Genomic DNA, 14504 nt, shown 5'->3' on the forward strand with positions numbered 1-14504 from the left:
GCAGCAAGGCGCGGGGAGGTTTCTTGCAACCCGAACGGACTTCGGGGCTTATTTCAGGTCGAACCGGTCGGCGTTCATCACCTTGGTCCATGCGGCCACGAAGTCCTTCACGAACTTTTCTTCATGGCCGGTTTCGGCATAGACTTCGGACACGGCACGCAGCTGCGAGTTTGAACCGAACACCAGGTCGGTGCGGGTCGCTGTCCAGCGCTGTTCTCCGGTAGCGCGGTCGGTGCCGGTAAACTCCTCGTCGCCGCTGGTGTCGACCGTTTTCCAAGACGTGCCCATGTCCAGCAGATTGACGAAGAAATCGTTGGTCAGCTTGCCCGGACGGTCCGTCAGGACACCGTGCTTGCTGTTGCCGGAATTGGCACCCAGAACCCTGAGACCCCCGACCAGAACGGTCATTTCGGGGATCGACAGGCCCAGCAGGCTTGCGCGGTCGACCAGGATGTCCTCCGTCTTCACGCTCATTCTGCCCTTCAGGTAGTTGCAGAAGCCGTCGGCCTGGGGTTCGAGCGGTTCGAAGCTTTCGGCGTCGGTTATCTCGTCGGTCGCATCGCCGCGGCCGCCGGTGAACGGTACGGACACATTGAACCCCGCATCATGCGCCGCCTTTTCGACCGCCGCTGTCCCGGCGAGCACGATGGCGTCCGCAATCGACAGATTGCCGCGCAGCTCGTCGATTGTAGCGAGCACTTTCGCCAGCTCGGCTGGATCGTTGACCGCCCAGTCTTTCTGCGGGGCGAGCCGCACACGGGCACCGTTTGCGCCCCCGCGATGATCCGACCTGCGATAGGTGGAGGCCGAAGCCCATGCCGCCTTGACCAATTCCGCCGTCGTCAGCCCGCTGCCAAGGATTGCCGATTTGAACGCGGCCACATCGCCGTCCGATGGCATGGTTCCGGCGGGGACCGGGTCCTGCCAGATCAGGTCTTCTTCGGGCACTTCGGGGCCGAGATAGCGAACCCTGGGCCCCATGTCGCGGTGGCACAGCTTGAACCATGCGCGGGCGAAGGCATCGTCCAGCGCCGCCTGGTTGTCACGGAAGCGTTCGGATATCTTGCGGTATTCCGGATCCATCTTCAGCGCCATGTCGGCGGTGGTCATCATGGTCGGGACCTTCTTCGAAGGATCGCGTGCATCGGGCGCCATATCTTCCAGATCGGCATTGACCGGCTGCCATTGCTGCGCGCCCGCCGGGCTCCGCACCAGTTCGTAATCGTATTTGAACAGCAGACGGAAGTAATCGCCGCCCCACTGGGTCGGGTTGGGGGTCCACGCACCTTCAAGTCCGGAGGTGGTAATGTGGCCCTTCTCGATCTGCTCCGCGTCGGTTGCCCAGCCAAAGCCCATCAGATGCAGCGCCTCGGATTCGGGCGCTCCGCTAAGCTGATCGGCAGGCACCGCGCCGTGGCATTTGCCGAAGGCATGGCCGCCAGCGGTAAGCGCAACGGTTTCCTCGTCGTTCATTGCCATGCGGCTGAACGTTTCGCGCATGTCGCGGGCAGATTGGAGCGGATCGGGATTGCCGCCCGGACCTTCGGGATTGACGTAGATCAGGCCCATCTGAATCGCCGCAAGCGGGTTTTCGAGAGCCTTGCCTTCGTCCGGATGGATCCGCGTTTCCGCGCCCTGGTCGACCCACATTTCTTCGGTGCCCCAATAGACGTCGGCTTCCGGTGCGAACACGTCCTTGCGCCCGCCGCCAAAGCCGAACACGGGACCGCCCATCGATTCAATCGCGACATTGCCGGTCAGGATGAAAAGGTCGGCCCAGCTAATATTCTTGCCGTATTTGCGTTTGATCGGCCACAGCAGGCGGCGCGCCTTGTCGAGATTGCCGTTGTCGGGCCAGCTATTGAGCGGGGCGAAGCGCTGCTGCCCGCTGCTTGCACCGCCGCGGCCGTCCCCGGTGCGATAGGTGCCTGCTGCGTGCCACGCCATACGGATGAAGAACGGGCCGTAATGGCCGTAATCCGCCGGCCACCAAGGCTGGCTGTCGGTCATCAGCGCGGTCAGATCATCCTTGAGTGCTTGATAATTGAGCGTGTTGAACGCTTCGGCATAGTCGAAATCGTCACCCATCGGATCGGGGGTGGTGCCGTTCTGGGTGAGAATTTCCAGTTGCAACGCGTCGGGCCACCAATCGCGGTTGGTGCGACCAAGCAGCGAGCGAAAGCCGCCGTCCTTGCCGCCCATCGGGCAACCCGATGCCTGGGGGTCTGCTTCAGCCATGATTCCGTCTCCTCTAAAGAATATCGTGTCCGTATAGCAGAGCCGCTGATATTACTCGAAACGATTAACGCCATCAGCCTGATCGTTTTATCCGATCAGAGACCCAGCCTATCGAATGCTGCGGCGCGATTGTTTGTTACCGCATGATTTGACCGCCTTGTGGCGCGGCCCTAAGGGGCAGGCGCAAATTATCCGGAGCCGCAATGACCGCTTTTCCCAAGACTTCCGCCCTGATGCAGCGCGGAACAGACTTTCTCGGCAGCGAATATGCGGTGCTGTGCGGTGCGATGAGCTGGGTTTCGGAGCGCAATCTGGTGTCGGCGATCAGCAATGCGGGCGGTTTCGGTGTGATCGCCTGCGGGGCGATGACCCCCGACCTGCTCGACACCGAAATCGCCGAGACGAAGAAACTCACTGCGAAGCCGTTCGGCGTCAACCTGATCACCATGCACCCGGCGCTGTTCGAGCTTATCGAAATATGCGCGAGGCACGGTGTCACTCATGTGGTGCTGGCGGGCGGCATTCCGCCCAAGGGCAGTGTCGAGGCGATCAAGGCATTCGGTGCGAAAGTGATCGTCTTCGCGCCCACACTCGCGCTGGCGAAGAAGCTGCTTCGGTCTGGCGGGGATGCGCTGGTGATCGAGGGCATGGAAGCCGGCGGTCATATCGGCCCGGTGTCCACCAGTGTGCTGGCGCAGGAATTCCTGCCCGTTCTGGCGGAAGACCATCTGGTGTTCGTGGCCGGCGGTATCGGCCGCGGCGAAGCCATTGCCGGCTATCTGGAGATGGGCGCCGTCGGGGTGCAGCTTGGCACGAGGTTCGCCTGCGCAACCGAAAGCATCGCGCATGAGAATTTCAAGAAGGCGTTTTTCCGGGCGAATGCGCGTGATGCGATCACCAGCGTACAGGTGGACCCGCGCCTGCCGGTGATCCCGGTGCGTGCACTCAAGAACAAGGGCACCGAGGAATTCACCGCCAAGCAGATCGAAGTTGCCAAACTGCTGGACAGCGGCAGCATCGAAATGGGCGAAGCCCAATTGCAGATCGAACATTTCTGGGCGGGCGCGCTGCGCCGCGCGGTGATCGACGGCGATGTCGAAAACGGTTCGATCATGGCCGGCCAGTCGGTCGGTATGCTGAAGGAAGAAGAGCCGGTCGCGGACATCATGCAGCAGCTGATGTCGCAGTGCGAAGCGGCTTTGTCCCGCCGGTAAGATGGCCGGTCCGCTCGTCCTCACGCTCAGCTGCGCAGACCGGCCCGGGATCACCGCGCGGGTCACGTCCTTCCTGTTCGAACGCGGCGGCAATGTACTGGAAGCGCAGCAGTTCAACGACCAGACCCGGCAGGCGTTCTTCATGCGGGTGGAATTCGATCCGGGTGCGGCGGAGCGAGAAGCGCTGCGCGAAGAGTTCGCGCCGCTGGCCGAAGAATTCGCAATGCGCTGGCACCTGGTGCTGCGGGACCGCCCGCGCCGTGTGCTGATCCTGGTCAGCAGGTTCGATCACTGTCTGGCGGATTTGCTCTATCGGCACCGCATCGGTGAATTACCGATGGAGCCGGTCGGGATCATTTCCAATCATCCCCGCAGCGCGGTCAGCCACACCCATATTCGGGATATTCCCTTCCATTACCTGCCGGTCACCCCAGCAAGCAAGGCCGAGCAGGAAGCGCAGGTCCGCCAGATTGCCGAGGATACCGCAGCCGAACTGGTCGTGCTGGCGCGTTACATGCAGATTCTCTCGGACGCGCAGGCGGCGCATTTTGCAGGGCGCTGCATCAACATCCACCACAGCTTCCTGCCCGGCTTCAAGGGTGCAAAACCCTATCACCAGGCCCATGCCCGCGGGGTGAAGATGATCGGGGCGAGCGCGCATTACGTGACGCCCGATCTCGACGAAGGTCCGATCATCCATCAGGCGGTGGAACCGATCAGCCATTCCGACGAGCCGGAAGATCTGGTCCGCAAGGGCCGCGAGATCGAAAGCCGGGTGCTGGCGGAAGCGGTGCGGCTGCACCTGGAGGAGCGGGTGCTGCTGAACGGCAGCAAGACCGTGGTATTTCGCAGCTAGAATGTCAGATCAGCTGGGGAATTGAATCGGGGTAGGGGGCATAATGAACGATTCGAACACGGCACCGGCCAGGAAAACCGTCTGGTCGCGCGCCCGCGCGATGGCCGAGATGGCCCCGCCGGATCGCAACCGATACGTCGATTTCCTCCGTGCGCTGTCGATCCTGGCGGTGGTGATCGGACACTGGCTGGTTGCCGCACCCTATATCGAGAACGGCGCGGTGCAGGGCGGGCATCTGCTCGGTATCCTGCCGTGGACGCAGTGGCTGACCTGGGGTTTCCAGGTGATGCCGTTGTTCTTCCTGGTCGGCGGGTTTTCAAACGGCGTCTCGTGGTTGGCCAACCGGCGGCAGAGCAGCACCTATGCCCATTGGTTCACCAGCCGGTTCCGCCGGTTGATCTATCCGGTGCTGCCGCTGTTCCTGATCTGGACGATGATAGCGGCGTTCGGCACCGCCATGGGCGTGGAGCGCCAGATCGTGGCGCTGGCCGCGCAACTGGCGCTGATTCCGGTGTGGTTCCTGTCGGTCTATATCATGGTCACCGCCGCGGTTCCGCTGACCCATGCGGCGTGGAAGCGATGGGGGCTGGGATCGTTCTTCGCGCTCGTGGCTGGGGCGGTCGCGGTGGACGTCGCCACTCTCCAGTTCGACGTGCCGCATATCAAATTCGCCAATTTCGCCTTCGTCTGGCTGGCGGTGCACCAGCTCGGCTATGCTTGGGGCGAAGGATATTTCGCCAGACCTGCGCGTGCCCTCGCATGGGGGTTGGCCGGGCTTGCGCTACTCTTGGCGCTGGTGTTCATCGGGCCCTATCCAGTGGCGATGATCGGCGTTCCGGGGGAGGCGATCACCAATTCCATGCCGCCGACGCTGGCGCTGCTGGCGCTGGGTATCACGCAGACCGGCTTTGCCCTGGCGTTGGAACCACAGGCGCGGCGGATGCTGGACAACATCCGCATCTGGACCGCCGTGGTGCTGATCAACGGCATGATCATGACGATCTACCTGTGGCACCTGACCGCCTTCGTGCTGGTGATGGTGGCGGCCTATCTGCTCGGCGGTGTGGGTCTGGAGGTCGCCCCCGGCAGCGGCGCATGGTGGCTGGCCCGCCCCGTGTGGTTTGCGCTGTATATCGCCGTGACATTGCCGCTGGTGATGGCCTTCGCGCGGTTCGAACAGGCGAAGGAGAACCCCGCCGCTGCGGCCAAGGGCGATGTGCCGCACTGGCGCCTCGGTGTCGGACTGGCGCTCGCCTGCGCCGGTCTCGCCTCAACTGCGGTGCTCAGTATCGCCAGCCCGCTGGGTGTCACCGGGGTCCGCCTGTGGATTGTGGCCCTGCCCTTCATCGGTGCGGCGCTGGTCCGCTTCGGACCGGTGTACGACCTGACCCGGCGGCGGGCCTGAACTCTTTGCCGTGTTGGAAGGTGGACTTAAGCCGCTATGGACGCCGCCGGACCGGCTGATAGAGTGCGCGCTTTAGAACGCCCAAATCAGGAGCCTCCCCATGTGCGACAAGCTGACCACTGCCGGATTTGAAAAGACCAATGCCGAATGGCGCGAAACGGCGATGGCGGGCCTCAGCCGCCGCCAGTTCGGCGCGATCGGCGCTGCCGGTGCCGCCGCCACATTGGCGGCTTGTGCAGGGGTCGACCGGGCCACCGCGAGCGAGGGAGGCCTGACGGAAAGCAACGTCACCATCCAGACGCCTGATGGAATGATGGATGCCTTCTTCGTCCATCCCGCCAGCGGCAAGCATCCTGCGGTGATCTGCTGGCCCGATATCGCCAGCCTGCGCGATGCCTTCATGATGATGGCGCGAAGGACCGCCGCGGAAGGCTACGGCGTGCTGGTGGTCAATCCTTATTACCGCGACACCAAGGCCCCGCAATTTGCCGATTTCGCTGAATTCCGCACGGGCGGCTGGGACAAGGTCGGTCCGTGGCGGGGGAAGTTGACAGCCGAAGCGATCACGCGCGACGCAAAGTCGCTGATCGGCTGGCTTGACGCGCAAGGCAGCGTCGACACGGCGCGCGGGATCGGGACCGAGGGCTATTGCATGGGCGGTCCGTTCACCGTGTGGACCGCTGCCGCCGTGCCCTCGCGGGTCGGAGCGGCGGCGTCTTTCCACGGTGGCGGTTTGGTGGGTGACAGCCCGACCAGCCCGATCAATCTGTTCGATGAAACCCGCGCCAGCCACCTTATTGCCATTGCGCAAAACGACGATGCCAAGGCACCCGATGAAAAGACCAGGCTGCGGGCCGTCGCGGAAGCAACCGGGACTCCGGCGCAGGTTGAAGTCTATGCCGGCGACCATGGCTGGACGGTGATCGACAGCCCGGCCTATGCCAGGGAAGCTGCGGAAAAGGCCTATGCCGACAAGATGGCGCTCTATTCGAAACTGTAGATCGGCCCGAAGGGGGACGCGAGAAATGCGGGCATGGTCCATCGGACTGACGGCAGCGGCGCTGCTGGCCAGCGGCTGCATGGCATCGCAGAACGCAGTAGTGCGCGATGCCCCGGCCGCTTCGCGCTCACCGGCCCAAGGCCTGACGCTGGACCCGGCGCGGATCGACCGGACAATCGATGCCATGGTTGCGAATGGCCGCGTGGCCGGTGCGTCCGTCATCGTCTGGAAGGACGGCCGCGAAGCCCATTTCGCGGCTGCCGGAATGGCGGACCGGGAAGCTGGCACACCGTTAACCCGCGACACCTTGGTGCAGATCTTCTCCATGACCAAACCGGTCACCGGCGTGGCGCTGATGACGCTGTGGGAACAGGGCAAGTTTGGCCTGGATGATCCGCTTTCCGATCATCTGCCGCAGTTTGCCGCCCTGAAAGTCGCGGAGAGAACAGGGACGAGCGGCGCGATAACCCTGCGCGAACCGGCGCGCCCCGTCACCATTCGCGACGTAATGCGCCATACGGCTGGCTTTACCTACGGCGACGGCGACCGGCCCGCCGACAAGGTCTGGCAGCAGCTCGATCCGCTTTCGGCTGACAACACGCTCGAGGAATTCGGTCAGTTGATGCCGCAGGTGCCGCTGCTGTACGATCCCGGCGAGCAGTGGGAATACAGCGCTGCCGTCGATGTGCAGGCGCTGCTGGTGGCCCATTTTTCCGGAATGCCGTTAGACGAATATGTCCGGCAAGCGATCTTCGCACCATTGGGCATGAAAGATTCGTCCTGGACCCCGCCCCCGGACCAACTGCCACGCCTCGCCATGATCTATGAATCCGCCGAGGGAGGGCCGCTCACTCCGATGGACCGGGAACTCTGGCTCCAGGCCAATTTCCGCGGCAAGCCGATGCGGATGGGTGGTTCGGGGATCGTTTCCACTGTCGATGATTATTTGCGCTTCGCCAGGATGCTGCTGGGGGAGGGCGCTTTGGGGGGTACACGCATTCTCAAACCCTCGACCGTCCGGCTGATGGCGACCGATCACCTCGACCCGCGAATGACCAAGCGGGGCTGGCTGCCGGGCAAGGGACAGGTCGGTTTCGGCCTCGATTTCGCCGTTCGGATCGCCCCGCCTGCAAGCGCGGAGGAGAACGCTGGCGCGGTCGGCGAATTCTTCTGGGATGGCTGGCCATCGATGCTGTTCTGGGTCGATCACGCCAACGACATGGCGGTGGTCTTCGCGGTGCAGAAGGTGCCGTTCGACATGACCCTGCACCACGATATCCGGGATGCGGTTTACGGGAGTTCGCTTTTCGCGACCGGGCACACACCACACTAAAACCCTGCCAGTCCGGTCGGCCATTTGGCCGCGCGGCAAACGTCCGGTTTTGCTTGCCGTGACCCGTTCGGGCGTTACCATGCCGGACTAGGGCTGTAAGGGGTATTTCATGAGCTACGTACTTGGCTTTGCGCTGATTCTGCTGGTCGTCCTGCTGTTTTCAATGGTGCGGGTGGTGAAGCAGGGGTTTGTCTATACGATCGAGCGGCTCGGCAAATACACGCTTGCGGCGCAGCCGGGCCTGCATTTCCTGGTGCCGTTCATCGACCGCGTTGGTCACAAGGTGAACATGATGGAACAGGTGCTGGATATCCCCGGCCAGGAAATCATTACCGCCGACAATGCGATGGTCGGGGTGGACGCGGTGGTGTTCTTCCAGGTGCTCGATGCGGGCAAGGCCGCCTATGAAGTTGCCAATCTATATGGCGCGATCATGGCGCTGACCACGACCAATCTGCGCACCGTCATGGGCAGCATGGATCTCGACGAGACCCTGTCCAAGCGGGATGAGATCAACGCCCGGCTGCTGGTGGTGGTGGACGAGGCGACTTCGCCGTGGGGCATCAAGATTACCCGGGTGGAAATCAAGGATATCCGCCCGCCGCTCGACATTTCCGAAGCGATGGCCCGCCAGATGAAGGCCGAACGCCTGAAGCGTGCCGAAATCCTCGAAGCCGAAGGCGACCGCGCCAGCCGCATCCTGCGCGCCGAGGGAGAAAAGCAATCCGCGATCCTGTCCGCGGAAGGCAAGAAGGAAGCCGCGTTCCGGGACGCCGAAGCGCGCGAACGCGCTGCCGAAGCGGAGGCACGGGCCACGCAGGTGGTGTCCGACGCGATTGCCAGCAGCGGCAGCGCGGCGATCAACTACTTCATCGCGCAGGAATACACCAAGGCGGTCGGAAAATTCGCCACCAGCCCCAACGCCAAGACCATCCTGTTCCCGATCGAGGCCACCCAGCTGATCGGGTCGCTCGGCGGTATCGGCGAACTGCTCGGTGAAGCGCTGAAGCCTGCTTCGGGTGATGTCACTACCAAGCTGCCGCCTGCTGACCCCCGCGAACGTGTGCGCGTTCCCCGGGCCGGAGAGGTCAGGGCGTCTGTTCCGCAAAGCAGGGAAAGCTGACCATGGACGATCTTGGCTCGCTCGATCCGCACTGGATCTGGCTGTCGATCGGCCTGGCGCTGGCCGCGCTCGAAATGGTCGTGCCCGGGGTCTATCTGATCTGGCTCGCGTTGGCGGCGTTGATCACCGGAGCGCTGACATTCGTGCTCGACCTGGGCGTGGCTGTGCAGGTGACCAATTTCATCTTTCTTTCGCTCATCGCAGTCGTCTCTGCCAAGCGCTGGCTGCGGGACCGGCCGATCACGAGTATCGATCCCCTGATGAACGACCGCCAGGGCCGGATGATCGGACAGGGCGCCGTGGTGACCGTGGCGATCGAGGGCGGCACCGGACGGGTTCGCTACGGCGACAGCGAATGGGCTGCGCGCGGTCCCGATCTGGCGGTAGGTGTCCGCGTCCGGATTACCGGCGCGGATGGTACCAGGCTGGTGGTAGAACCTGTACCGTTGCTCGATCAGGTAAAGCCCGCCGAAGAACCGGAGATCGGCCCCGAGAGGAGCTGAGCCTAAGCTCCGCCGCCCGGCATCCGCCGTGTAAAGCGGCCATGCGTTCGGTATTTGACCATCCAGCGATCCAGAAACAGACTCAGGGGGCGGGGGTCGATTCCCAATTTATGGATGCCCGGATATTTTCCGGACGGGACATTGCCCTGTTTCAGCAGGATCCACTGGTCGCGCCCCATCGGCGTACCCGGCAGCGCGGCGAAAATGCCCGACACCGTATCGGGCATTTCCACAAAGATCCGCTTACGGCCCTGTGCCGCAGCGATCCGCCGGTGCAGTTCCAGCATGGTGATCGCCTCGTCCCCGGCAATTTCATAAGTTTTGCCGCCATGCGTGTCCGGATCGGTGAGGGCCGCCGCGACCGCGTCCGCCGCATCATCGACGAACAGCATCTGCAGCGGTGCGTGCGGGGCAAACACAGGCAGCACCGCCAAGGTGGAGATCATTCCCGCAAACAGCGCCAGCAACCCGTCGTCTTCGCCGAAGAGCAAAGATGGCCGCAGGATGGTCGCCGCGGGAAACGCTGCCAGCACGTCCAGTTCGGACTGGGCCTTGGCGCGGGCGTATTCGGCTTCAGAATTGAGATCAGCTCCGATGGCACTGACATGGACCATCGCGGCCGCGCCGGCTTCGGCCGCTGCCCGCGCCACGTTTTCCGCCCCGCCTGCGATCAACTGCATCAAGTCGCCATCGAAGGCGCCGACCAGATTCACCGCCGCATCGGCGCCGAGCATTGCCGCCCTTACGCTGTCCGGATTGGTGACATCGCAGCGCGCAAACTGGATCTGGCCCAGGTTGGCAAGCGGCTTTAGCGCAAAGGCCTTTTCCGGATTGCGGCTGGCAATGCGCAGCCGTGCGCCTTGATCCAGCAGAGCCTGCGCAACATGCCGCCCGAAAAATCCGCTGCCGCCGGTGATCACCACCAGCCTGTCCTGCAATGCCTTGCCGATAACCATCGTCATTCGCCTGTTCGATACGGGTAAATCCTGTGCGGGCCATGCCGCAATGCCGCGCTCATCGCAACCATTCGCACAAGCGTTTCGCAAGCCATCCGCGGGCAATCGCAAAGTGCCCACGCATTCTGATTGACACGGCCCCACCCGCTTCGCTATCCGCCCCCTCCTACCCGCGGCCCGGCTTCGAAGTCCGGCCGCTCCGGTGCCCAGATGGCGGAATTGGTAGACGCACCAGCTTCAGGTGCTGGCGCTCGCAAGGGCGTGGAGGTTCGAGTCCTCTTCTGGGCACCATTTGTTCTTCTCACGTTCTCCCAAATAATCTATAAAACCCGCAGAAATCCTAGGGATTTGGCCCTTGGATCGTTCCGGATCGTCCCGCCTGTTCTCGGGGGTTCCAGACACTTTTGTGGGCCTTTTGAGGCCGTTTCGCAAAGGCCCAGATGAAAAGGCCCCCACATGCCTCTGACAGATACTCGCCTCCGCGCACTCAAGCCCAAGGACAAGCCGTACAAGGTAACCGATGAGCGCGGCCTGTATGTCGAGGTCACGCCGACCGGCAGCAAGCTTTGGCGATTCCGATACCGGATCGGCGGTGCGCAAAAGAAGCTCTGCATCGGCAGCTATCCCGACATCAGCCTCAAGCAAGCCCGAGACGCGGCCTACGAGGCGCGACGAGCTGTTGCTTCTGGGGGCGACCCTGCCTTTGAGAAGCGGAAGCAGAAAATCCGCGCCGAGTTCCTTTCTGCACAGACGTTCGAGGCAGTCGCACGCGAGTATATCGAACAGATGATGGTGCAGAATGGCCGCGCCGATGGCACGATCGTCAAGGCCAACTATTTCCTCGACAAGCTTGCGCCTGCTATCGGGAACCGACCCATCCACGAGATCGAGCCGTTCGAAGTCCTGGCTCCTCTGAAACGGCTGGAAGCCACTGGTAAACACGAGACTGCGAAGAAATGCCGGTCATTCGCAGGCCGCGTGTTTCGCTACGGTGTCGCTACCACCCGCTGCAAATCCGATCCGACCAGTATGCTGAAGGGTGCTCTCGTAACGCCGAGAGCCACGCATTATGCAGCAATCCTCGAGCCCAATGAGCTAGGCGGGCTACTGCGCGCAATCGACGACTTCACTGGCTACATGGTGACGAAGTTAGCTTTGCAGATAGCGCCGCATGTGTTCGTACGCCCCGGCGAACTCCGGCACGCCGAATGGCACGAGATCGACCTCGTCGATGGGGTCTGGAAGATCCCTGCCGGTAAAATGAAAGCGCGCCGAGCGCATGCCGTCCCGCTTTCCAAGCAGGTTAGAGGCTATCTCTCTGATCTGGGCGAGATGCTCGGCCGCGAAGGATATGTTTTCCCATCTGCGCGCAGCTCCAAACGTCCCATGAGTGAAAACACGCTCAATGCCGCCTTCCGTCGCATGGGATACTCGAAGGAAGAGGTCACCGCGCACGGACTCCGGGCGACAGCATCAACATTCCTGAACGAGTCGGGACTTTGGAATCCGGATGCAATCGAGCGTGCTCTGGCACATGGCGACAGCAATGTTGTGCGTGGCATCTACCATCGCGGCAAGCATTGGGACGAGCGTGTGCGGATGGCTCAATGGTGGAGCGACTACCTCGATGAGCTCCGGACAGGAGGAAAGGTCATCCAGGGCAAGTTTGCGAAGGGTTGATCGAGAGAACGAATTTCTTCTCAGCCAGTGCAGGATTGAAGGCTTAGGACCAGCCCTATCAGGGACACTGACGCGAGCAAGGCGAACTCAATTCTGATGCCCCAGACTTTAAGCCAATTCCGCATCGAGCCGAGCCTCAGTTCGTAGAGCTTTGGCAGCTAAGCTGACCGAAGCGCTCAGCAACAGTCTTCCAAGTTGCTATGCCTGCCTCATCCCCTTCGTTGGATAGCCGCTGGATTTGCCGTGCGATATACGCGGTTCCCTCTTCGCCATGGTTCTTTTCGACCCAGAGCGCGACGGCCCACAATTCCTGATCGCGGTTCAGCACCATGGTTCGCGTCTCCCGGTCCAGGTCCGCGCCAGCCCTTCGCCGACCAGTTGATCGCCAAGCGAGCGGCCACCGCGCGTAACAACCCGCAATTTGCGCCCGTACTGATCCTCATCTCTGCTCCCGATGGTTCTGAGTTCAAAGGGTCCGCCATTGAGCAGTTCGACAAGGCGATGCGTCGCGCGCATGCCGAGTTGGTATTCATAATCGCAACGAGGCTCGCTGATCTCGGGAGTGTCGATGTCGGCAATCCGGATCTTCACGCCATCAAGCCAGAAAGTATCTCCATCCACGACGCATGTGCGCCGGATCGATCCGCAGATGTCGAATTCTGGGGAGCTCGCTTGCTGGAATAAAGCCTGAGGTTGCTGATCGTCGTTAGCAAGGCTGGCATCATGGACTGGCCAGTTGAGTGCCAGCATCCCTCCAGCAAATACGATCGCGAATGCTCCCAAACCCAACGCGATCTCCTTTCTCAGCTTCCGGCGCTTCTGTGCCTTCAACGCCTTGCGAAAGTCGAACGGCTCACCTGGGGTCTCATTCACTGGCGTTGTCCGTCTTCATTCCGGTACATGATTTCAGACAATAGCCGGAAATCAGGGAGTTTCGTCAATTGTACATACCAATTGCTTGCCAACGTCCCAACACAGACCGGACATATTGCGGCGTTTCACCATTGTTGGGAATGCCGCGTGATCGGGAGACGGCACCTGGGCCAGCATTGTAAGCAGCCAAGGCCAGGTGGACTGCGTCGAACCGGTCCAACATATCGCGAAGATACCGGGCGCCGCCGTCGATCGATGCAAGAGGGTCATGACGGTTCCGGACGCCCAGTTCGCGCGCCGTGGCCGGCATAAGCTGAGCCAGCCCGGCAGCACCGGCTGGACTAACAGCCATCGGATTGAAGCGGGACTCAGCCCAGATAAGAGCACGAAGCAGGTTGGTCGGAAGCCCGTAACGGCGTTCAGCCTCGGCTATCGCCGCCATATACAAGCCTTCCCGGTAGGATACGTTTGCTGGCTCGGTTTGGTAGATTGCAGGAAGATATTCCCTTGCCGGCTGCTGGTCCGTCTTCGGCGGAACGATCGCGTGCTCGAACAAGGTGAAATCCTGGGCGCGGACTTGCTGTGAGGAGGTCGCGATCATCCCCAGACAGGCGACCGCTAGCGCGGTCAGACAATTGAGGCAGTTCATCTCGACTTGTGCTCCATTGATTCGAATCGAAAGAGAACATAAAAAGAACATGTGCCTGTAGGAAAGCCGCGAATGCCTGCCTTTGGGAGAGGAGAGGAACGCTGATTAGGGGGCCACTTTGCATGCTGAGGAGCTCGCATGTCCCTATCTGTCCAAGCTCATCCCAACCGGTCGCTTGCCGAGACCGCCCGTCGCATTTGCGAATCGCGAGGGGGCAAATGGTCCGGCACAAGGGGCATGGCCTGTTGCCCTGCGCATGATGACCGCACGCCGTCACTCGGTGTGTCGCTCGGCCGACAGGCCATCCTCTTCCACTGTTTCGCGGGATGCGATCAGCAGAGCGTGCTGGCTGCTCTGGCGCGTGAAGGTTTCGAGGCACCGGCGCTTTTTTCAGGTTCTGCGACCACCAACGAACCCGAATCGACCAGCACCCGCAAACCCTCGACGGTAGCGCTGAGGATCTGGCGCGATGCACAGCCACTGCGTGCCAGTCCGGCAAAGGCATATCTTGAAAGCCGCGGCATCCTCGCCGCATCTCCGGCGCTCCGTTTCCATCCACGAACGCCGCTTGGCCCGAAAGGACGGGCCCGCTTTCTGCCCGCCATGATCTCGGCAGTCAGCCTCGACGAGGGCCCGATCGCCATCCACCGCACGTTCCTGTCTACCGAGGCGTC

14 protein-coding genes and 1 tRNA gene are annotated in these 14504 nt (G+C 62.2%); 10 read left to right on the forward strand and 5 right to left on the reverse strand.

Annotated features, from left to right (window positions below; translation table 11 throughout):
- Window positions 1-48: 48 nt before the first annotated feature.
- Window positions 49-2238: a catalase/peroxidase HPI gene (gene katG, locus U0988_RS02990; protein WP_322291164.1), complete on the reverse strand. Its 2190-nt coding sequence runs from the start codon at window positions 2236-2238 to the stop codon at window positions 49-51.
- A 203-nt stretch (window positions 2239-2441) separates the two neighbouring features.
- On the opposite strand from katG, the gene U0988_RS02995 reads away from it, so the two are divergent.
- The 7 genes from U0988_RS02995 to U0988_RS03025 all read left to right on the forward strand — a co-directional run bounded on the left by U0988_RS02995 (window position 2442) and on the right by U0988_RS03025 (window position 9672).
- Window positions 2442-3452 (forward strand): nitronate monooxygenase, encoded by a 1011-nt coding sequence (locus U0988_RS02995; RefSeq protein WP_322291165.1) that lies wholly within the window; start codon window positions 2442-2444, stop codon window positions 3450-3452.
- Between the two features lies 1 nt (window position 3453).
- Window positions 3454-4308, forward strand: coding sequence for a formyltetrahydrofolate deformylase (gene purU, locus U0988_RS03000; RefSeq protein WP_322291166.1), 855 nt, complete (start codon window positions 3454-3456; stop codon window positions 4306-4308).
- 43 nt (window positions 4309-4351) lie between these two features.
- Window positions 4352-5713, forward strand: coding sequence for an acyltransferase (locus U0988_RS03005; RefSeq protein WP_322291167.1), 1362 nt, complete (start codon window positions 4352-4354; stop codon window positions 5711-5713).
- A gap of 100 nt (window positions 5714-5813) precedes the next feature.
- The gene (locus U0988_RS03010) at window positions 5814-6713 is read left to right on the forward strand and encodes a dienelactone hydrolase family protein (RefSeq protein ID WP_416172354.1); all 900 of its coding nucleotides are present in this window, start codon (window positions 5814-5816) and stop codon (window positions 6711-6713) included.
- A gap of 25 nt (window positions 6714-6738) precedes the next feature.
- Entirely contained in the window at window positions 6739-8046 is a 1308-nt protein-coding gene (locus U0988_RS03015; protein WP_322291168.1) for a serine hydrolase domain-containing protein, read from the forward strand.
- Between the two features lie 109 nt (window positions 8047-8155).
- Window positions 8156-9169, forward strand: coding sequence for an SPFH domain-containing protein (locus tag U0988_RS03020; protein ID WP_322291169.1), 1014 nt, complete (start codon window positions 8156-8158; stop codon window positions 9167-9169).
- A gap of 2 nt (window positions 9170-9171) precedes the next feature.
- A complete protein-coding gene (locus tag U0988_RS03025) occupies window positions 9172-9672 on the forward strand; it encodes an NfeD family protein (protein ID WP_322291170.1) in 501 nt (166 codons plus the stop codon).
- Between the two features lie 2 nt (window positions 9673-9674).
- Here U0988_RS03025 and U0988_RS03030 read toward each other — a convergent pair whose 3' ends face one another.
- Window positions 9675-10634: an SDR family NAD(P)-dependent oxidoreductase gene (locus U0988_RS03030; RefSeq protein WP_322291171.1), complete on the reverse strand. Its 960-nt coding sequence runs from the start codon at window positions 10632-10634 to the stop codon at window positions 9675-9677.
- A gap of 198 nt (window positions 10635-10832) precedes the next feature.
- Between U0988_RS03030 and U0988_RS03035 the strand changes: the two genes are divergently transcribed.
- Together U0988_RS03035 and U0988_RS03040 are read left to right on the forward strand one after the other, a co-directional pair.
- Window positions 10833-10919: transfer RNA gene (locus U0988_RS03035), tRNA-Leu, on the forward strand.
- 165 nt (window positions 10920-11084) lie between these two features.
- Window positions 11085-12308, forward strand: coding sequence for a tyrosine-type recombinase/integrase (locus U0988_RS03040; protein ID WP_251104299.1), 1224 nt, complete (start codon window positions 11085-11087; stop codon window positions 12306-12308).
- 136 nt (window positions 12309-12444) lie between these two features.
- Here U0988_RS03040 and U0988_RS03045 read toward each other — a convergent pair whose 3' ends face one another.
- From U0988_RS03045 to U0988_RS03055, 3 genes are all read right to left on the reverse strand, one after another.
- Window positions 12445-12639 (reverse strand): DUF6961 family protein, encoded by a 195-nt coding sequence (locus U0988_RS03045; RefSeq protein ID WP_322291172.1) that lies wholly within the window; start codon window positions 12637-12639, stop codon window positions 12445-12447.
- Window positions 12630-13181: a thermonuclease family protein gene (locus U0988_RS03050; protein ID WP_322291173.1), complete on the reverse strand. Its 552-nt coding sequence runs from the start codon at window positions 13179-13181 to the stop codon at window positions 12630-12632. Before U0988_RS03050 ends, U0988_RS03045 begins: the two co-directional genes overlap by 10 nt.
- A gap of 64 nt (window positions 13182-13245) precedes the next feature.
- On the reverse strand, window positions 13246-13830 hold the full coding sequence (locus U0988_RS03055) for a lytic transglycosylase domain-containing protein (RefSeq protein ID WP_416172355.1): 585 nt from the start codon (window positions 13828-13830) through the stop codon (window positions 13246-13248).
- Window positions 13831-14067: 237 nt separating this feature from the next.
- On the opposite strand from U0988_RS03055, the gene U0988_RS03060 reads away from it, so the two are divergent.
- The coding region (locus U0988_RS03060; RefSeq protein ID WP_322291175.1) for a CHC2 zinc finger domain-containing protein at window positions 14068-14504 on the forward strand (437 nt) is incomplete at its 3' end.

Source organism: Allopontixanthobacter sp. (assembly GCF_034376665.1).
Classification (GTDB): domain Bacteria; phylum Pseudomonadota; class Alphaproteobacteria; order Sphingomonadales; family Sphingomonadaceae; genus Allopontixanthobacter.

Excerpts from the sequence above, each read along its gene's own strand:
- katG (WP_322291164.1), bottom strand. The coding sequence starts at position 2,238 with ATGGCTGAAGCAGACCCCCAGGCATCGGGTTGCCCGATGGGCGGCAAG.
- U0988_RS02995 (WP_322291165.1), top strand. The coding sequence starts at position 2,442 with ATGACCGCTTTTCCCAAGACTTCCGCCCTGATGCAGCGCGGAACAGAC.
- purU (WP_322291166.1), top strand. The coding sequence starts at position 3,454 with ATGGCCGGTCCGCTCGTCCTCACGCTCAGCTGCGCAGACCGGCCCGGG.
- U0988_RS03005 (WP_322291167.1), top strand. The coding sequence starts at position 4,352 with ATGAACGATTCGAACACGGCACCGGCCAGGAAAACCGTCTGGTCGCGC.
- U0988_RS03010 (WP_416172354.1), top strand. The coding sequence starts at position 5,814 with ATGTGCGACAAGCTGACCACTGCCGGATTTGAAAAGACCAATGCCGAA.
- U0988_RS03015 (WP_322291168.1), top strand. The coding sequence starts at position 6,739 with ATGCGGGCATGGTCCATCGGACTGACGGCAGCGGCGCTGCTGGCCAGC.
- U0988_RS03020 (WP_322291169.1), top strand. The coding sequence starts at position 8,156 with ATGAGCTACGTACTTGGCTTTGCGCTGATTCTGCTGGTCGTCCTGCTG.
- U0988_RS03025 (WP_322291170.1), top strand. The coding sequence starts at position 9,172 with ATGGACGATCTTGGCTCGCTCGATCCGCACTGGATCTGGCTGTCGATC.
- U0988_RS03030 (WP_322291171.1), bottom strand. The coding sequence starts at position 10,634 with ATGACGATGGTTATCGGCAAGGCATTGCAGGACAGGCTGGTGGTGATC.
- U0988_RS03040 (WP_251104299.1), top strand. The coding sequence starts at position 11,085 with ATGCCTCTGACAGATACTCGCCTCCGCGCACTCAAGCCCAAGGACAAG.
- U0988_RS03045 (WP_322291172.1), bottom strand. The coding sequence starts at position 12,639 with ATGGTGCTGAACCGCGATCAGGAATTGTGGGCCGTCGCGCTCTGGGTC.
- U0988_RS03055 (WP_416172355.1), bottom strand. The coding sequence starts at position 13,830 with ATGAACTGCCTCAATTGTCTGACCGCGCTAGCGGTCGCCTGTCTGGGG.